Annotated in this window: 18 protein-coding genes and 1 tRNA gene; 4 read left to right on the top strand and 15 right to left on the bottom strand. The window is 62.3% G+C overall.

Annotation, left to right across the window (positions count from 1 at the left end):
• The first annotated feature begins 121 nt into the window (after positions 1 to 121).
• The gene (locus JFN91_RS09700) at positions 122 to 508 is read left to right on the top strand and encodes a DUF6290 family protein (protein ID WP_199389010.1); all 387 of its coding nucleotides are present in this window, start codon (positions 122 to 124) and stop codon (positions 506 to 508) included.
• Positions 509 to 889: 381 nt separating this feature from the next.
• Positions 890 to 1180: a helix-turn-helix transcriptional regulator gene (locus JFN91_RS09695; protein WP_199389009.1), complete on the top strand. Its 291-nt coding sequence runs from the start codon at positions 890 to 892 to the stop codon at positions 1178 to 1180.
• 85 nt (positions 1181 to 1265) lie between these two features.
• Here the strand turns inward: JFN91_RS09695 and JFN91_RS09690 are convergent, their stop codons facing one another.
• The 15 genes from JFN91_RS09690 to JFN91_RS09620 form a co-directional block, all read right to left on the bottom strand.
• On the bottom strand, positions 1266 to 2495 hold the full coding sequence (locus JFN91_RS09690; protein ID WP_199389008.1) for a tyrosine-type recombinase/integrase: 1230 nt from the start codon (positions 2493 to 2495) through the stop codon (positions 1266 to 1268).
• 179 nt (positions 2496 to 2674) lie between these two features.
• A tRNA-Leu gene (locus JFN91_RS09685) sits at positions 2675 to 2761 on the bottom strand.
• A gap of 21 nt (positions 2762 to 2782) precedes the next feature.
• Complete coding sequence (locus JFN91_RS09680) at positions 2783 to 3064, bottom strand: integration host factor subunit beta (RefSeq protein ID WP_015721554.1); 282 nt, start codon at positions 3062 to 3064, stop codon at positions 2783 to 2785.
• A gap of 53 nt (positions 3065 to 3117) precedes the next feature.
• Entirely contained in the window at positions 3118 to 4872 is a 1755-nt protein-coding gene (locus JFN91_RS09675) for a 30S ribosomal protein S1 (protein WP_199389007.1), read from the bottom strand.
• A 68-nt stretch (positions 4873 to 4940) separates the two neighbouring features.
• Positions 4941 to 5792 carry a 4-hydroxy-3-methylbut-2-enyl diphosphate reductase gene (ispH, locus tag JFN91_RS09670; protein WP_199389006.1) on the bottom strand — a complete coding sequence of 284 codons (852 nt, stop codon included), beginning with the start codon at positions 5790 to 5792 and terminating at the stop codon, positions 4941 to 4943.
• Between the two features lie 2 nt (positions 5793 to 5794).
• A complete protein-coding gene (gene cmk / locus JFN91_RS09665) occupies positions 5795 to 6496 on the bottom strand; it encodes a (d)CMP kinase (protein ID WP_199389005.1) in 702 nt (233 codons plus the stop codon).
• Positions 6493 to 7782, bottom strand: coding sequence for a 3-phosphoshikimate 1-carboxyvinyltransferase (gene aroA, locus JFN91_RS09660; protein ID WP_199389004.1), 1290 nt, complete (start codon positions 7780 to 7782; stop codon positions 6493 to 6495). Before aroA ends, cmk begins: the two co-directional genes overlap by 4 nt.
• Positions 7783 to 7881: 99 nt before the next feature.
• Positions 7882 to 8742: a prephenate dehydrogenase gene (locus tag JFN91_RS09655; protein ID WP_199389003.1), complete on the bottom strand. Its 861-nt coding sequence runs from the start codon at positions 8740 to 8742 to the stop codon at positions 7882 to 7884.
• A gap of 12 nt (positions 8743 to 8754) precedes the next feature.
• The gene (pheA, locus tag JFN91_RS09650; RefSeq protein ID WP_199389002.1) at positions 8755 to 9834 is read right to left on the bottom strand and encodes a prephenate dehydratase; all 1080 of its coding nucleotides are present in this window, start codon (positions 9832 to 9834) and stop codon (positions 8755 to 8757) included.
• Positions 9835 to 9928: 94 nt separating this feature from the next.
• Positions 9929 to 10672: a hypothetical protein gene (locus JFN91_RS09645; RefSeq protein WP_199389001.1), complete on the bottom strand. Its 744-nt coding sequence runs from the start codon at positions 10670 to 10672 to the stop codon at positions 9929 to 9931.
• 252 nt (positions 10673 to 10924) lie between these two features.
• Positions 10925 to 12082: an ABC transporter permease gene (locus JFN91_RS09640; RefSeq protein WP_199389000.1), complete on the bottom strand. Its 1158-nt coding sequence runs from the start codon at positions 12080 to 12082 to the stop codon at positions 10925 to 10927.
• A gap of 7 nt (positions 12083 to 12089) precedes the next feature.
• Positions 12090 to 13256 carry an ABC transporter permease gene (locus JFN91_RS09635; RefSeq protein ID WP_199388999.1) on the bottom strand — a complete coding sequence of 389 codons (1167 nt, stop codon included), beginning with the start codon at positions 13254 to 13256 and terminating at the stop codon, positions 12090 to 12092.
• Positions 13257 to 13946: an ABC transporter ATP-binding protein gene (locus tag JFN91_RS09630; RefSeq protein WP_199388998.1), complete on the bottom strand. Its 690-nt coding sequence runs from the start codon at positions 13944 to 13946 to the stop codon at positions 13257 to 13259. It lies immediately after the preceding gene.
• A 2-nt stretch (positions 13947 to 13948) separates the two neighbouring features.
• Entirely contained in the window at positions 13949 to 15166 is a 1218-nt protein-coding gene (locus JFN91_RS09625; RefSeq protein WP_199388997.1) for an efflux RND transporter periplasmic adaptor subunit, read from the bottom strand.
• Positions 15167 to 15243: 77 nt separating this feature from the next.
• Entirely contained in the window at positions 15244 to 15525 is a 282-nt protein-coding gene (locus JFN91_RS09620; RefSeq protein WP_183347669.1) for a DUF503 domain-containing protein, read from the bottom strand.
• Positions 15526 to 15867: 342 nt separating this feature from the next.
• On the opposite strand from JFN91_RS09620, the gene JFN91_RS09615 reads away from it, so the two are divergent.
• The gene (locus JFN91_RS09615) at positions 15868 to 16995 is read left to right on the top strand and encodes a WD40 repeat domain-containing protein (protein ID WP_199388996.1); all 1128 of its coding nucleotides are present in this window, start codon (positions 15868 to 15870) and stop codon (positions 16993 to 16995) included.
• Positions 16992 to 18260 (top strand): multiheme c-type cytochrome, encoded by a 1269-nt coding sequence (locus tag JFN91_RS09610; protein WP_236015072.1) that lies wholly within the window; start codon positions 16992 to 16994, stop codon positions 18258 to 18260. The genes JFN91_RS09615 and JFN91_RS09610 overlap by 4 nt, the downstream gene beginning before the upstream one ends.
• Positions 18261 to 18475: the final 215 nt, after the last annotated feature.

Here is an 18475-nt window from a genome sequence, read left to right as displayed (position 1 = left end):
GGCGCCACGGTGGGGCCAGGCATCTTTGAAAAGTGACTTAACCCTGCGGAATGGCTACCGGACCGGCTGGGGCCAGAATGTAGCACGGCGTAGCACAAAAAAAGAGCGTGTCGGACGGTCTATGGACAGGATCTCGCTACGGCTTTCAGAGGAAGAAAAGGAGCTTTTACGGCGCCAGGCCGAGGAGGCGGGGGTGAGCGTTTCGGAGCTGATCCGGGACCGGCTTTTCCCCGCAAACCTCTCCGGAACTCCCGCCACGTTCGGGCAGGTTTGCGGGCTCTCGGAGCGGATTGCCGCGCTCTCGGCAACGGTGGAAAAGCTCGCCAAAACGGTGCAGGAGTCCCCTCCGCCCAAGGCCGCGCCGGAGTCGATGGTGGAGTTTCGCCTGGAAGAAATGGGGCTGATTCTGGGAGAGCTTTGCGGGCAGCTGGCGGGACTCAGGGAGGCTCTTTCGAAGCGGGAACAACCGGTTTCAGGCTGGACTTCATTTCTATCGCGGAACAGGTAGCGAGGCGGTCCCAGCCCGTTCTGAGGGGTATGACCCTGCTCACGCAGCTTCGTCCCCCTTCCGAACCGGCCCTACATGAATTCCCCACTCTTGCCAAAGGCGTAGCGATTTTAAGCAGGATGACGCTGCCTTGATGTTTGAGGTTCATGCAGCATTTTTTATTCACCATTCGCGAACCATGTAAACCCGTACCGTTCTCAGGTATCGTGTACCTGCTTTGAACAGGGCATGTACTTTCTCGGGGCAGATTGGAGACAGACGCATTGGCAGCTTCAATAATTATAAATATTTAAGATTGGCACACTCTAAGCTAGTTTCTACATGGCACGGGAAACAGCCGCTGCCTCCCCGTCAAACGAGGGGGAAACAGAGGAGGTCGCCATGAACGCCAGGAACGAGTTGCCCGGTGACGGGTACGTGAGACTCCACCAGATCATCGGGCAAAGGGAAGTAACCGAGGAACAGGCGGCAGCAAACAGGAAGACGGGGCGGGGGCCAAAGATGGCCAGACCTGCCATCATCCCACTCTTTCCTATCAGCCGCGCCGGCTGGTATGCCGGCATCAAGAAGGGAATCTATCCAAAGCCGGTCAAGCTCTCGGAGCGGATTGCAGCCTGGCCGGTACAGGTAATTCGGGACCTCCTGGACCGGCACGCCGCCCTTGCAAAATGACGGTGGCGCGGGTAAGCGACCGAGAACGGGCCGGATCGACGAGCTTCATGGAAGCGGGATCCGGCCCCCTCATACGCCCTCCAATCTAGGTCACCCTCTTGAGCGGCAGCACCATTGCTCCCGCTTTCAAGCCGTCCAGGTAGTCGGCCCAGGTCTGCATCATCTTGCGCCTTTCGGCAAGGTGGGTGGTCCGGTTGTAGGCGCGCCCCAGCGGGTCTCGCACCTGGTGGGCCAGCTGGTGTTCGATCAACTCGGGACGGACCTGCAGCACCTCGTCCAGGATGGTTCGGGCCATGGCGCGGAACCCGTGCCCGGTGATCTCGGACTTCTCAAACCCGAGGCGGCGCAGTCCTGCGTTGACCGCATTCTCGGACATGCAACGGTGGGTAGAGCGCATACATGGAAACACATACTTGTCATGTCCGGTGAGTAAATGCAGCCCCCTCAAGATCTGCACAGCCTGTTTCGGCAACGGAACCAGGTGCGGCACACCCATCTTCATCTTCGCCCCCGGAATATTCCACTCGGCGGCCTCGAGATCGATTTCGGACCATTCGGCGTGGCGCAACTCCCCGGGACGGACAAAGAGCAAGGGGGCCAGTTGCATGGCACATTTGACGACGTAGGACCCCTTGTAATCGTCTATGGCACGCAGAAGCGAGGCCACATCTGTGGGGTCGGTAGGAGCTGCGAAATTTTTGTTTTTCACCGGTGGCAGCGCCCCTTTCAGGTCCGCCACCGGATCTCGGTCGGCGCGCCCCTCGGCTACCGCATAGCGGAATACTTGGCCGCAGGCGATCTTGACCCTGAAGGCTGTTTCCAACGAGCGAGCCTCGATCCGGCGCAGGACAGTCAGCAACTCGGGTGCCTTGATTTCCCCGATCGGCCTGGCTCCGATCCACGGAAAAACGTCCTGCTCCAGGCGCCGCAATATCTGTTCGGCGTGCTTCTCCGACCACTGCGATTTGAACCTGGCGTGCCAATCTCTCGCCACGGTTTCAAAGGCGTTCCTGACTTGAGCGATCTTCTCCAACTTTTCTGCTTTCTTCACCTCGCCAGGATCAACCCCTTCGGATAACAGTTTGCGGAAAGAGGTTCTTTTGCCCCGCGCATCGGCAATAGAAACCTCAGGGTAACTCCCCAGCGAAAGCAGCTTCTCCTTCCCTCCGAAACGGTACTTGAAGCGCCACAACTTGCTTCCTGTCAAGGTGACCAAGACGAACAGGCCGCCCCCATCAAAGAGCGTTACCTGTTTCCCCTGAGCCTTTGCCTTACTCACCTGCAGGTCGGTTAACGGCGGGATTCTCTTCGGCATTTGGGTACACCTCCTTTTTCGGTATACGCTAGTAATGTCCCAACCACCATACCCCCAAGCATATACCTAAAAAAAGAATCTTGCAGCAGATTGCGCTGGACCTAAGCTAGTCCAAAAACAGAAAAAGCCCTGATTTCTCAGGGCTTTTGGGTTGCATGCTATTCTATTGTACTTACCGCTGGTGCCCGGAGCCGGGGTCGAACCGGCACGGCTGTGAGGCCGACGGATTTTAAGTCCGTTGCGTCTACCAATTCCGCCATCCGGGCCGATCCCGTCGGTAATTGCTGCTACAGGTTGTTCACGCGCTCCCGCAGGTCCTTCCCGGTCTTGAAGAACGGGGTCTTCTTGCTCGGGATGCTGACGATTTCGCCGCTCTTCGGGTTCCTCGCCTCGCGCGGCTCGCGGTCACGGATGGTGAAGCTGCCAAAGCCGCGGATCTCGACCTTGTCACCGTTGGTGAGAGCCTCGCTCATGGCGTCGAACACCATGGAGACTACCGCCTCGGAATCCTTGCGGGTCAGAGCACCGCGTACTTCAACCAGTTTGTCGATCAGTTCGCTCTTAGTCATTTAAACACCTCAATATGAACCTATAAGATTACTCAGTCGGCGAAGTGACTGGTTTATTCTTCAGTGCTCTTCTTCAGCTTCTCTTTGAGGAGATCGCCGAAGCTGGAGGTTGCCTCACCCTGGCTACCCATGTAGGAAGCCATCTCGGCTTTCTCCATTGCGGTCTGCAGCGCCTTGATGGAGAGGGCGATCTTCTTCTCGACCATGTCCACGTTCAGGACAACTGCCTCGAGCTCGTCGCCCACGTTGGCGAAGTCCTTCGGAGAAGCGACCTTCTCGTAGGAAATCTCGGAGACGTGGATCAGACCTTCGATCCCTTCCTCGATCTCGACGAAGATGCCGAAGTCGGTCACGGAGGTCACCTTGCCGTTGACCTTGGAGCCCGGCTTGTACTTCCTGGGGATCTCTTCCCACGGATCCGGAACCAGCTGCTTGATGCCCAGGGAGAGGCGCTCGTTCTCGACGTCGATGTTGAGAACTACGGCCTGCACGGTCTGGCCCTTGCTGAACAGCTCGCCCGGGTGCTTGACGCGGCGGGTCCAGGAGATGTCGGAGACGTGGACCAGGCCGTCGATGCCGTCCTCGATGCCGATGAAGACGCCGAAGTCGGTGATGTTCTTGATCTGCCCTTCGATCTTGGTGCCGACCGGGTAACGCTCGCCGATCACGGTCCAGGGGTTGACCTCGGTCTGCTTGAGGCCCAGGGAGATCCTGCGATTGCCCGGATCCACGCCCAGGATCACCGCCTCGACTTCCTCACCAACCTTGAGGATTTCCGACGGGTGACGCACGCGACGGGTCCAGGACATCTCGGAGACATGCACCAGGCCTTCGATGCCGTCCTCGAGGGAGATGAATGCGCCGTAATCGGTGAGGCTGACGACCTTGCCGCTCACGCGCTCGCCTTCCTGGTAACGGTCAGCAACGTTGAGCCACGGATCGGGCACGGTCTGCTTGAGGCCCAGGGAGATCTTCCCTTTCTCGCGGTCGTACTTGAGGACCATGACCTTCAGGGTGTCGCCCACCTTGACCATTTCGGACGGGTGGCCAAGACGGCCCCAGGACATGTCGGTGACGTGCAGCAGGCCGTCTACGCCGCCCAGGTCGACGAACGCGCCGTACTCGGCGATGTTCTTCACTACGCCGTTGACGATGTCGCCTTCCTTCAGGGTGGACAGGGTCTCGGTCCTTGCCTTGTCACGCTCTTCCTCGAGCAGCACGCGGCGGGACAGCACCAGGTTGCCACGCTTTCTGTTCAGCTTCAGGATGCGGAACTGGTAGGTCTGGCCGACGAAACGGTCCATGTTGCCGCCGGGGCGCAGGTCAACCTGCGAAGCCGGGAGGAACGCTTCCACGCCGACGTCTACGGTCATGCCGCCCTTCACCTTGCCGGTGATCTTGCCTTCGATGACGCCGCCTTCGCCGGCTGCGGCGATGGCTTCCCAGGCAACCTGGGAATCGGCCTTCTTCTTGGAAAGGACCATGTGGCCGCGGATGTTCTCACCGCGCTCGAAGTAAACGTTGACTTCGTCACCGACTTTGACGGTCAGTTCGCCGTTCTCGTCGATGAACTCGGCGATGCGGATGGCACCTTCCGACTTGTAGCCGACGTCAACCAGCACCACGTCCTGCTCGATCTGAACCACGACCGCCTTGACGACTTCGCCGCTCTGCGGCTGCCTCAGACTGTCCTGGAAAAGGTCAGCAAACTCGCCACCCATTTCTGCCTGGTCCATCTCCTCGTCATTATCGTGTAACCGCCTGATCGGCATATCTTTTTTCTTGAACGTACGTTTTTCATCACCCATTGAAACTGTTACCCCCTCGTGTAATCTCCATATAAAATCGAGCTAATTTAGCACATCGGACAAAAATATCAACCTATTTTATCCTTGTCGATGGCCGAAATTCTTTCCGTCACTTCGTCGATCAACCACTTCGGCGTCGAGGCCCCCGCCGTCACCCCAACCCGCTGCACCCCTTCGAACCAGGCCGGGTCGATCTGGCCGGCGGTCTCGATGTGGTGCGTGCGCGGCAAAAGTTCGCGGCAGATCTGGGCCAATCGTTTGGTGTTGGCGCTGTTGAATCCGCCGATGACGATCATGCAGTCCACCTCGCCAGCCAGCTTCTTGGTCTCTTCCTGGCGCACCGCGGTGGCGTCGCAGATAGTGTTGTAGACCCGGGTCTCGCCGCCGCGGGCGAGGCAAGCCGCCACCACCTCGTTCAGGTGTTCGAAGGACTGCGTGGTCTGCGCCACCACCCCCATCTTGGCCATACGCGGCAGCCTCTCGACGTCCTTGCCGGAGCTGACCACGTAAACCCGGCCGGTGGCGTAGGAAACGATCCCCTGCACCTCAGGATGGACCGCATCCCCGACCACGACCACGTCGTACCCTTCCTTGGAGAGCATGGCCACGTGTTCCTGGGCTTTCTTGACGAAGGGGCAGGTGGCGTCGACGATGGCCAGATCGGCGCGCACCGCGGCTTCCAGTTCCTCGGCGGCGACGCCGTGGGAGCGGATGATGACGGTACTGCCGTTTTTGATCTCGGACACGTCCTCGACCGACTTCACCCCCATCTCCTCGAGGCGCTGCACCACCTGCGGCGAATGGATGATCGGCCCCAGGGTGTAGGTGTCGCCGCCCTTGCCGGCGGCGTCGAAGGCGAGATGGGTGGCCCTTTTCACCCCGAAGCAGAAGCCCGCGTGTTTGGCCAGTATCACTTCCATGGTTACCCCTTGTCGCCCTGTGCCAGGCGCTCACGTACCGCGTTCTCCATGACGGACAGCACCTCCTCGATGGAGAGGCTGGTGGAGTCGATGGGGAGCGCGTCGTCCGCCTGCTTGAGCGGCGCGTGCTCGCGCCCCTCATCCTGCTTGTCGCGCTGGATTACCTTGGCGATGGTCTCCTCGAGCGTCGCCGAATCGCCGCGGGCGGCCAGTTCCAGGTAGCGGCGGCGGCCGCGCTCCTCGGCGCTCGCGGAGAGGAAGAACTTCACCTCGGCGTCAGGGAAGACCACGGTGCCGATGTCACGTCCCTCCAGGATGACTCCCCCCTTGGCCCCCATGGCGCGCTGCATGGTCAGAAGCGCCTCGCGCACCGGTTTACGGGCGGAGATGGCGGAGGTTAACAGGCCGATTTCCTCGGTGCGGATCTCGGTGGAGACGTCCTCGCCGTTGGCAAGAACCCGGCAGCTTGCACCGTCACGCACGAAGGTCACGTCCAGGCCGCGGCAGAGTTCGGCAAGCCGGGCGTCGTCATCGGTGGCGATGCCGGCGCGCTTGGACATGAGGGCGACGGCGCGGAACATGGCGCCGGTGTCGATGTGAATGTAACCGAGGCGCTGGGCCAACAGCTTGGTGAGGCTGCTCTTGCCCGCCCCGGAGGGCCCGTCTATGGCGACGATTACGCCGTTTTCTCTTACTGCACTCAACGCTGTACTACCCCCTCGAGAAGTTCACGGAAGCCGGGGAACGAGGTGGCGATGCAGTCGACGTCGGAGATGGTGGTTTCTCCCTGTGCGACCAGCCCTGCCACCATCATGGACATGGCGATCCTGTGATCGCCGAAGCTGTCGGCGGCGCACGCCTTGAGGGCGGATACACCGGTGATTTCCATGCCGTCCGGCGTCTCCACCACGGTGACCCCGGCTCGTCTTAAATTGTCCGCCATGGCGGTGATGCGGTCGGTTTCCTTGACCCGCAGCTCCTCAGCGCCGCTCACCACGGTGGTCCCTTCGGCGAGAGCCGCCGCGACGCAGATGGCAGGGAACTCGTCGATGGCGCGCGGCACCACTTCGCCGGAGATCGCCATGGCCTTCAGCTGCGCGTAGCGCACCCGGATGTCGGCCACCGGCTCGCCGGTCTCGTCGCGCACGTTCAGAAGTTCGAGGTCCGCCCCCATCCCCTTCAGGATGTCGATGATGCCGGTGCGGGTCGGGTTGATGCCGACTCCCTTGATGACCAGTTCCGCTCCCGGAACGATCGATCCCGCGACCATGAAGAAGGCGGCCGAGGAGATGTCGCCGGGGACGACGATATCGCGTCCGGTCAGCTCGGCGCCGCCGCGAACCTTGACCCCGCCGGGGAAGGTTTCCACGTTGGCTCCGAAGGCGCGCAGCATACGCTCCGAGTGGTCGCGGGAGAGATGCGGTTCGCGCACGACCGTCTCACCTTCGGCGTAAAGCCCGGCCAGCATGATGGCCGACTTCACCTGGGCACTCGAGACCGGGGAGTCGTACTCGATCCCCTTGAGCTTGGAGCCCTGGATGGCGAGCGGCGCCTTTTCCCCGCCGGCGCGGCCGCCGATGTGGGCGCCCATCTTGGAGAGCGGTCCCACCACGCGCTTCATGGGGCGGGCGCGCAGGTACTTGTCGCCGGAGAGGACCGAGAAGAAGCTCTGGCCCGACAGAAGCCCGGTCAGAAGCCTCATCGAGGTGCCGGAGTTGCCGCAGTCGAGGACGTCGATCGGCTCCTCGAGCCCGTGCAGCCCCTTGCCCACGATGGTCACCGTCTCGCCGTCGTCGTCGATCTGCACCCCCATGGAGCGGAAGGCCTCCAGGGTAGCCAGCGCGTCCTCGCCGCGCAGGAAGCCCGAGACCTTGGTCACGCCGTTGGCGATAGAGCCGAACATGATGGAGCGGTGCGATATCGACTTGTCGCCCGGGACGCGGATCTCGCCGCGCACACTCTTGGCGGGTTGAACGGTGTAGCTTTGCATGAAGCACCTCGCTGCCGCTTTCAATTTTTTCTGTCCGACCTGTCAGACCTGTCAGACTGGTCGGGCTAGTCGGACCGGATTCGCCGCCTGCCGCTGCTGCTAGAGAATGGCGTCCCGCTTCTGCTTGGAGTTCAGGAAGAAGGCCTGCAGGCCGTCGGCATCACCCTCGTCCACCAGGGCGCGCAGCTTCTCCAGGTACACGGAGAAAAAGTCCATCATCTCCAGGATCGCCTCACGGTTGGTAAGCGCGATGTCGCGCCACATGACCGGGTCGGACGAGGCAATGCGTGTGAAGTCCCTGAACCCTCCCGCGGAAAAGGAGAGCAGATCGCCGCCGAAGCGGTCGTAGCCGTCCACCGCGTTCACCAGCGAGTAGGCCACCATGTGCGGCAGGTGCGAGATGGCTGCCACCACGCGGTCGTGCTGCACGGGGTCCATGAGCGGTACGGTGGAGCCGGCCACCTTCCAGAGCTCGACCACCTTCTCGAGCGCCACCTGATTGGTGTTGGCGGTGGGGGTCACGATGCAGCGCCTTCCCACGTAGAGAGTGGAAAAGGAAGCCTCGACGCCCGAATGTTCCGTTCCGGCGATGGGATGCCCGCCGACGAAGTAGGTGCCGGCCGGCATGAGCGGCTCGCACGCCGTCACCACGCTCTCCTTGACGGAACCGCCGTCGGTGACGATGCAGCCGGGAGCCAGGTAGGGCGCAATCTCGGCGACCACCTTCGGTATGGTGCAGACCGGCGTCGCCACGAAAACGAGATCGGCTCCGGCCACCGCCTCCCGGGCATCGGTGCTGTAGCTGTCCAGAACGCCCAGTTCCACGCCGCGCTTGAGGTTGGCTTCGCCGCGGCCGACGCCGACCACCTCGTTCACGGACCCTTTCTCGCGCAGCACGCGGGCGAGGGAACCGCCGATCAGCCCGACGCCGATCACGACCATCTTCTTGAACTGGACCATGCTAGTCCCCCCTCACTGGCGTGCCCGGGGGTACGAGCCCAGCACCTTAACGAACTGGCAGCAGGTGCCGAGATCCTGCACCGCCTCGTTGACGGCAGGATCGGAGATGTGTCCAGAGAGGTCGAGATAGAAGATGTATTCCCAGGCCTTCTTCTTGAGCGGGCGGGACTCGATCTTGGAGAGGTTGATGCCGCGCTTGGCGAACGGCTCCAGCATCCGGTGCAGGATGCCCGGTTCGTCGCGGACCGAGAACATGAGCGAGGTCTTGTCGTCGCCGCTGGCCTCGGCCATCTTCCGGCCGATGACCAGGAACCTGGTGAAGTTGTTCACCTGGTCCTCGATGCGGGCCTTGACGATCTTCAGGTTGTAGATGGAAGAGGCGTACTCGCTGGCGATCGCCGCTGCGGTGTAGTCCTCCGCCACGATCTGGGCGGCGAGCGTCGTGGAGGCAACGTCGACCAGGGGCACGTTGGGAAGGTTCTCGGCGAGCCACTTGCGGCACTGGGCCAGCGGCTGCGGGTGCGAGTAGACCTTCTTGATATCTTCGAAGCGCCCGGTCCTGGAAAGCAGGAAGTGGGACACCTCCAAAAGGACCTCGGCGTTGATCTTCAGCTCGCTCTCCATGAACATGTCGAGCGTGTGCGAGATCATCCCTTCCGTCGTGTTCTCCACCGGCACCACGCCGTAGTACGCCTCGCCCTTCTCCACCGCCTCGAACACGGCGGGGATGGAGCGCTCCGGCGACAGCGAGGCCGAGAGGCCGAAGTGCTGCATGGCGGCCAGGTGGCTGAAGGTGGCGTTGGGGCCCAGGAAGGCGACCTTCAGGGGCTTTTCCAGCGCCAGCGACGCGGAGATGATTTCGCGGAATACGCCGCGCACCGCCTCGGCCGGGAAGGGGCCGGGGTTCGCCGCGGCGAGTCGCTCGTAGATCTCCCTTTCGCGGCTGGGCACGTGGAAGTCGCTGCGGTTCTCGGTCTTCACCGCGCCGACCTGCATTACGAGCTTGGCCCGCTCGTTGAGAAGTTCCAGGATGCGATCGTCCACCGCATCTATGTCCTGACGGAGTTTTGCCAGAGTCTGCTTTTCTTTCAAAGCTTTCGGTCACCTTTCAGGAGGGATAGTGGCTTTTTGCGGAGCTGATACTTATAAGGCACCCGCCGCAAATATGCAACTTTTTTTCTATTTCTCAGGTCACCTCGGCGTGCGCCTCCGGGTTCATCGGGTTCATGCGGACCGCGAGGGAGAACAGGTAGGGGTAGTCCTTCTGCAGGTGTGCCATGTAGGAGAGCCACTCCATGAGGAGGTAGGTATGCGCCCGCTTGATATCGCCGCTCAGGTGGTCCATATCGCTGGCCGGGAGCCCAGTGAGGGCGCGGCGCGCCTGGAGTTCCTCGATCAGGTGGAACACCGCCCAGAGGAGATCGGTGAAGGAGTCGTGCTCCAGCAGGTTCGGGTTCTCCATGAGCGACAGCATCACCCCTTTTCTTTCGGAGAGGAAGGTCCTGAGGGCGACCAGGTCGCCGGAGCGGGAGTCGGGACGGATTTCATGGTCCTTCAGGAACTCCCTGGCCGCGCGGTAATCCTCCTCGCGCCAGCGCACCGTGACCCGGAGCTTCTTGGAGAGTTCCTCGCCGTCGGGGTAGAAGTCGTGCAGGTCCCGAAGCAGCGGAGAGCCGACCTCGCTGAAAAAGATGCCGATGACCATGTTGAGCTTCTTGATCATCGCCTCGCGCTCGCGCTCTTTGAGCACGCGCTCGATCATCAGCGTCACGAAGAGTACGTAGACCGGGAGGAAGGCGACGTTGGACATGAAGCCGAAGCCGATCTCCTCGGCGCGGGGGAACAAGAAATAATCGGCAAGGTACAGGATCAACGAGACCAGGAGCAGCAGCCAGACGATGCGGTCCTTGGGCAGACGCAGAAATCTCAACGGGGACCTCCTGAAATCAAAAACACAAAGGCTAAAAGCTTTAACGCAAAGGCGCAAAGCCGCTAAGGCGCAGAGAAAAAACTAAGCGCATGGCACATCAGAGGCAAAGGCGCCGGGGGGAAACTCCAAGGGTACGGCTGGAAAGCGGACTACAGGCGGGTTCTTATACTGTTTTTTGCTTTAAAACACAAGATATTGCTTTCTCTTCGCGCCTTTGCGGCTTTGCGCCTTTGCGTTGAAGCTTTTGGAGTTTTACCCGATCCGCTTCAACCCGTCGGCGATGCGGATGGTGGCGCCGCGCCAGGTGGGGAAGATGCCGGAGACGACACCTACCGACAAGGCTGCCAGCAACTCCAGCAGGATGGTCTCGCTGGAAACGCTGAAGTAGGGAAAGTACTGGGCCAGTTCGACTTCGATCCAGTGTGCCGCCGGGAAGGTGGCCGCGACGCCGACCACTCCTCCGGACACGGAGATCAGCACCGACTCTCCGAAGATGAGCCAGCCCAGGTGCCCCCCCTTGAAACCCAGTGTCTTCAGGGTGGCGTACTCGCCGATGCGCTCGCGCGCGGTCATGGCCATGGTGTTGGCCGCCACCACCATGATGATGGCGATCACCATGTAGGAGACGATCTGGATGGCGACCATGATGGCTTCGGTCATGGAAACGAAGCTCATGTGGAAAGCCTTCTCCGTCTCGGTCAGGGTCTCCGCGAGGGAATTCTTGAACAGCGAGTCGATGGCCATGGACACCTCGGGGGCAAGCTCCGGCTTTTTCACCCCCACCACGAAATATCCCACCTGGTCGGCCCGGCGGGGGACGGTCTGGCGCAAGGTTTCGTTGAGGTAGCTCCAGTGGAAAAGGAGGATGCGCTCCTCGGTCGCCTTCTCCTTGCCGTGGTAGATGCCGCGCAGCACGAATTCCCACTGTCCCGGAAAGATGGTCCCCTTCAGGGTGATCAGGTCGCCCACCTTCCAGCCGTAGGTCTTGGCCAGGCGTTCCCCCACGATGCACCCCTTGCGGTCCAGGAAGAAATCGTTCTTCTCCTTGGGAGAGAGCATGAGTTCCGGGTAGAGCTCCAGGTAGCCGCGCGGCTCGATGGCGTAGTTGGCGAAGAAGTTCTTCTGTTCCTTGTAGTAGGCGCCGAACCAGTTGCCGTAGGAGACCGTAGTCACGCCTTGCACGCCGCGGATGCGGTCCAGGTAGGAGATGGGAAGCGGGAAGACCAGGGAGATGGAATTGCGGGTGACCAGGCGCGTGTCCGAGGCGTGCTCGGCGCCGGCGTACCAAAGCCCGACCAGCGTGCGCAAAAGGCCGAAGGCGAGCACCGCCACCGCCACCCCCACGATGGTGAGGACGGAACGGAGCTTGTGCCGGAAAAGATTCCTGAGGATGTATTTCAGGAAAAACATCAAAACCTCATGTGGCCCGCAGGGCCTCCACTATATTCATGCGCGAGGCACGCAGGGCGGGGAGCGCGCCGCCGACAAAACCCATTACGGCGGAAAAGAGCAGCGACTTCCACACGATGCTGAAGTTGAGCGTGAAGGAAAAGGCCAACTCGGAAAACGAGGCCCAGTTCATGGTGGAAATGGTGATCAGCTGCATGAACGAGGCGGCAAAGACGCCCAGGACCCCGCCGCACAACCCCAGTAACAGCGCCTCGATGATGAAGGATGCCAGGATGCTCTTTCTCTGGAAACCAAGCGCACGCAGTGTGCCGATCTCGGTGACCCGGTTGGCCACGGCGGCGTACATGGTGATGGTCGCCCCGATCACGGCACCGACGGAGAAGATGATGGTGAGCACCAGCCCCAGGATGCGCAAAAACGTGGCCATCGCCTCGGACTGGTCCAGGTAGTACTGGGTCTCCCGCTTGGCCTCGACCGTGAGCCTCGGATCGGCCTCCACGCGCGCCTTGTAGGCGTCGAAGGCGCTGGGGTCCCGCATCCGGAAGATCATGGAGGAGTAGACGGGCCTTCTGAAGGCCTGCATCATCTGATCGCGGTCGCCCCAGATTTCGGAGGAGAAACCGGTGGCCCCGGCATCGAAGACGCCGACCACGCGCCAGTCGCGCATGCCGAAGCGCAGGGTCTCGCCCAGCCCGCATCCCTTGAAGCGCTTGGCCACGCTTTCCCCGGCGACGACCTCGGCGGAACCGGGACGCGGCATGCGCCCCTCCTTGAGCCGCACCGCCGGTCGCAACTTGAGCGAGGCGGCGTCGATGCCGCGGATGATGACGTTGGCGGGTTTGTCCCCCACCCGCTTCTTCAGGTTGATCAGGACCACCAACTCCTTGGCCAAAAGCGGCATGCCGTCGGCGCCGATGGCGACCTCGGGCTGGCTCTCCAGTAGAGAAGCCTGGTAGCGCTCAACGCCGCTTTGCACCTCGGAATTGGCCGACTTCCTTAGCAGCACCACGTTGTCGGACGAGCCGGTCTCAACCAGGGTCTTTTCCAGCCCCTCGGTCAGCATCAGGGTGGCGGCAAAGACGAATACCACCAGCCCCATGCCGCTTGCGGTGAGGACGGTGGTGAGCCGCCTGGTCCAGAGGTTGCGGAAACTGTAGGAATAGGGAATGCCCATCTAGGTCACGCTCAGCTCACCCTTCTCCAGGTGCCGGATCAGGTGGGCCTTCTCGGCGGCACGCGGGTCGTGGGTCACCATGATCACGGTCTTGCCGAAGTCATGCACCAGGCGGTCCATGAGCTGCAGGATCTCCTCGGCGGAGGCGCGGTCCAGGTCACCGGTGGGCTCATCCGCCACCAGGATCTCGGGGTCGGTAACGATGGCACGGGCGATGGCGACCCGCTGCTGCTGCCCGCCGGAGAGCTGAGAAGGGTAGTGATCCATCCGGTCGGCAAGCCCCACCACGTTTAGGACCGCCTCTACGTGCTCGCGCCGCTCGCGCCGGCTCAGGTGGGTCAAAAGAAGCGGGAGTTCCACGTTCTCGTAGGCCGTCAACACGGGAATCAGGTTGTAGAACTGGAAGATGAAGCCGACGCTGCCGGCGCGCCAGCGGGCCAGGTCGCTTTCACCCAGACGGGTGATCTCGACGTCTCCCACCAGGACCGAGCCTTGGTCGGCGCTGTCGATCCCGGCGATGAGGTTCAAGAGCGTGCTCTTGCCGGAGCCGGAAGGCCCCATCAGGGCGACGAATTCGCCGCGGGCGATGTCGAAATTGATGTCGGTGAGGACCGGGATCACCTGGGTGCCCCGGCGGTAGGCCTTGGAGAGGTTCCTGATCCGGACGATCGGCTCGCTTGCTTCGGACATGGCTACTTTTCCGCCGTCTTCACGCGGCTGCCGTCGCGTACCTGGTCCAGGGGCTTGGTGACGATGCGCTCGCCGGCGTTGATGCCGGAGTTTACCTGCACCAGGTCGCCGAGCTTTCCAGCCAGCACCACCGGAGTCAGTTGGGCCCGATCTTTGACCACCTTGAAGACGTAGTCCTTGCCGTCGCGGTGCACCACCGCCGTCGGAGGGAGGCCCACGCGGGGAGTCGCCTCACCTTGCCTGAGCTCGCGCTCCAGGAAGGCGACCTTGGCGCTCATCTCCGGGAGTATGCGCCGGTCCTTGTCCAGGAAGCGGACCTTGACCATGACGCTCCCCTTGCTCCGGTCGGCGGTGGGGACGATGGTGTAGAGCGAGCCGCGGAAGCGGACGTCGGGAAGCGAGTCGAGAACGATCTCGCACGGCTGCCCCACCTTCACCTTGCCCAGGTTGGCCTCCGACACGTCCGCCTCCACCTGCAGCGATCCCATGTCGGCCATGGTGACCACGGCGGCCTTGGCGTTGGCGGCGGCGGCCAGCGGCGAGACGATGTCCCCCACGTCCGCGTTCTTGGTGAGGACAACGCCGTCGAAGGGGGCGCGGATCAGGGTGTAATCGAGGGAGGCTTCGGCTCCCCGGAGGGCGCTTTGCGCGCCGCCGATGTTGGCCTGGGCTGCCGCCACCGCGGCGGCCGCGCGCTGGTAGCGTGCTTCGGCGGTGTCGTAGTCGGCCTGGGCGATGATCCCCTGGCCGATCAGCTCCTTGGCCCGGGACAGGGCGCGGGCGGCATCGGTACGCTCCACCTTGGCCTGCTCCAGGGTGTCGCGCGCCGCCGAAAGCGTGGCCGCCGCCTGCCCTTTCTGGGCGGCCACGTCGCGGTTCTCCAGGCGGGCCAGCAACTGCCCCTCGCGCACCACGCTCCCCTCTTCCACGCCGAGCCATTCCAGCCGGCCGGTCGCCTTGGAGGAAACCGCAGCCTTTCGCTGGGCCACCACGTACCCGCTTGCGTTGAGCGACGAGATGGTCTGCGAGGGATAGACCAGGGAGACGGTGGCAACTTCCACTTCGATGCTGCGTCTGGTCGCCAGGGTCCAGATGCCCAGCACCAGGGCCAGGAGCACCAGCGCCGCTATGATCCGGGTGCGCCGTTTCCTGGGTGCGCCACCGGCGGGGGTGTAGCGTTGTTTGTCGATGGTCAATTTGTTCAGGTCATCTTGTGCCATGCAGGGTCACCCCGATTAGCGGATTCATAGAAGCGGAAGCTAACACATTTTCAAATGGGTGGGAAGCGACAATGCGGCTACAGGTCTTCGACCTGCAGGTCGATGATCTGCACGTCGGGCCGCTCCGACACCAGCCAGTATTCCAGTTCCTGTAAAAGCTGCCTGGCGCGGGTGGCACTGTTGGCAACGGTGACGAAGCAGAGTTCGGCGTCGGCGGGTTGATCGTTGAGGGCGCTCTCGGAACAGGCGACATTGAACCTGTTGCGCGCCCGCGCCAGCACGCTCTTGACGATGGCCCTCTTCTCTTTGAGCGTGCGACTGGGCAGTAGGAGCCTCATCTGCAGCAATGCCACGTGCATATCGTCCCTCCTTTGACAAAAACAATGCAGCGATTCTACCACATCGGCTCAATACAAAACACGCCATCCTGCCGCCGACTTCTGTCGCAAAGTCATTCCCCCTCCCCAACCCTCCCCCTCCGGGGGAGGGGACTCACCAGCTATTTCCCTGCAATGGAGAACCGCACCAGCCGGTGGCCAGCCAGCCTCAGGGCGGGAACTCACCCCTCGCGGTTAGGGAGCTCACCAGCCCCTCCCCCTGGAGGGGGGAAGGGGCATACGGCACAGGATGGCAAAAGCGGTGTTGCGTGTTGTTTTAGCATTGCAAATTGAGTACACTGGCGCCCGCTCAATGGAGGTGACATGAAGAAATTGGTGCTGACTCTCTTTACCGTCCTTATCCTCGGCTCCCTTACCGGTTGTGCCGCCACGCTGCCGGTGCAGCTACCCACGGGCCTCCAGGTAAAACCCATTGCCCGCTCCGATGCGGGAACCCCTTTCGATGCCACCCGTAACGGCACCTTCGCCACGGTGGTCAAGGGGAGCGTCGCGCTGACCGACCTGCAGGGTAAGAGCGTGAAGGTCCTCGACGGCGCCGTCAGCGCGCTCAGCTTCTCCCCCGGCGGCGACAGGCTGGCCGTCGCCCTACCGGCCGAGGACGGCACCTGGCTGCGCATCCTGGACGGCAGCGGCAGGACGCTCGGGGAAACCAAGATCGGGGGGAGGATCACCTCCGTCGCCTGGCGCTCCGAAAAAGAGGTGCTGGCCGGGGTGCTCAATGTAAGGAAATTCAGTTTCGGCTCCCAGATGACCTCGCGTCTGTTCCAGTGGGACGGAAGCGGCGTGCCCGTCGCCACCACCTTGAACGACGTCACGCTGCGTCCGCATGTGGCGGGCCTCCCGGACCAATTGCTGTACAACCAGCTTTTCATCGCCGTCTCCCCGTACCGCGACGAAATCGCCTATACCACGCTGAAGGATCCGCCCCTTTTCACCCCCTACCTGAAGGTTTTAATCCGCAACATCGAGACCGGCGGCGGTGCCGAGGTGGGGCAGGTACAGCTGGGTGAAGGAAAGGTAGTTTACGCGCCGGATGGCGAGTCGCTACTGATCGGAGACGCGGAGAACGCCGCGCGCAGGGTTTCGCTCCCCGACGGCAAGGAACTGGAGAGTTTCCCCAGCGCCGCCGTCAGCCCCGCACTGTCCCCTGCCGGGAGCTACCTGCTCCTGGACGGTCACCTGTACCGCAAAGGGAAGGAAATCGCCACCTTCCCCGCCGGCACCCGAGGGGTCTTCCTCCCTGACGGTTCTGCCATCGCGGTAAGTTACCAGGGGCAACTCTACCTGGTCTCGGGGCTCGATGACGGCCCGGTCCCGGCGCTCCCCGCAGACCTGGAGCGCCTCCTCAAACTGCGCCGGCTGCGCAGCCAGAAGCTGATCACCGACCAGGAATACCACAAGCAGCTGGAGCGGAAGGAGCCTATGCAATGATGAAGTCTTTGCTCGCGGCGGCGCTGCTGTTGTCTGCGCCTCTCGCCGCCGGTGCCGCGGCACCCTGTCTCCCCTGTCACGCGGAGAAGACTCCCGCGGCGGTGGCGCAATGGCAGGGGAGCGCTCACGCCAAGGCCGGAGTCGGCTGCGAGAAGTGTCACGGCACCGACCATGACAAGATCGTCAAGGGCGAGGCCAAGGTGGGAATGAAGGTGTGCGCCCCGTGCCACCAGAAGGCATACCAGGAGCACCGCGCCAGCCGCCACGGCATGGGGCTGCACTCCGGCTGGGGCTGCACCAGGAACCTTCCCAACCGCAAGCAGGGGGAATGCCGCTTCTGCCACGAAGAGGGAGACGAGGTGCCGCGCTCGGACGTGCAGTGCGCACGGTTCCTGAAGCAATCCCCCGAGATGGGGGAGATCGGCTGCAACTACTGTCACAGCGTCGAGGACGCCTGCGACTCCTGCCATTCGAAACACATGACCGACCTGAAGATCGTGCGTGACCCGAACTCGTGCGCCAAGTGCCACATGGGGCCGGACCATCCGCAGTGGGAGATGTGGCAGACTTCGATGCATGGAACGCTCAATGCGACCACCGGCAGCAAGACCGGGCCCGACTGCCAGACCTGCCACATGCCCAAGGGAACCCACAACGTCTCCATCGGCATCACCATGAACTCCGGCGGCGTCCCCTACCCTGCCGCCAAGGCGCAGCCGGCCCGCGCCGACATGATCAACATCTGCAGCGCCTGCCACGCCCCCTCCTTCGCGAAAAGGGAGTTGGAGCGCGGGGACCAGGTGCGCAGCCAGAGCCTCGCCATTCTCAAGGAAGCCGAGCATGTCATCTGGGACCTGAACGACCGGGGGCTCCTCGACCCGATGCCGGAAAACCGCCCGCCGCACCCGTTGAGCGGGCAGCGTCTCGTGACCGACAGCCAGATGCTCTACGAGGACACCTCGCACATCGAGCGGCTCTTCTTCAAGATGAAGAAGTACGATTATGCCCGGACCGTGAAAGGCGCCTACCATCAGAACCCGGCCTACACCCACTGGTACGGCAATGCCGAGTTGAAGATGGACCTGGTGGACATCAAGAGCGAGGCGAGCCGGCTCAAGGAGCGGGGTAAAAAGGGAGAGACCAAGGCCGCCGCCCCGGCCGGCGAGGATGAGCTGAAGGCGCTGAAGAACAAGTTCGAACGAGGCGCGCTGAGCCAAGAGGAGTACGCCAGGGAGAAGGGTAAAGTCCTTGAGAAGATGAAGTAAAAACAGAGACAAAGACAAAACCGTTGGCCACGGAGAAAATCTGAGAACTTCCGAGAGAAACAGAATCAAAAGACTTGAGGGGTTACCTTCAAAGCTTTCAAAGGTGTTCTCAGATTTCCTCAGATTTTCTCCGTGGCTTATGGTTTTCAGGTTTTAGCCTTTTTAACTTGCCCCCCACGGGCAAAAGGTGTATCCATGCTGTCCCGCTCGCGCGG

It is taken from the genome of Geomonas anaerohicana (assembly GCF_016458305.1).
In the GTDB taxonomy this organism is placed as follows: domain Bacteria; phylum Desulfobacterota; class Desulfuromonadia; order Geobacterales; family Geobacteraceae; genus Geomonas; species Geomonas anaerohicana.
This window is presented reverse-complemented; position numbering and strand designations above follow the sequence as displayed.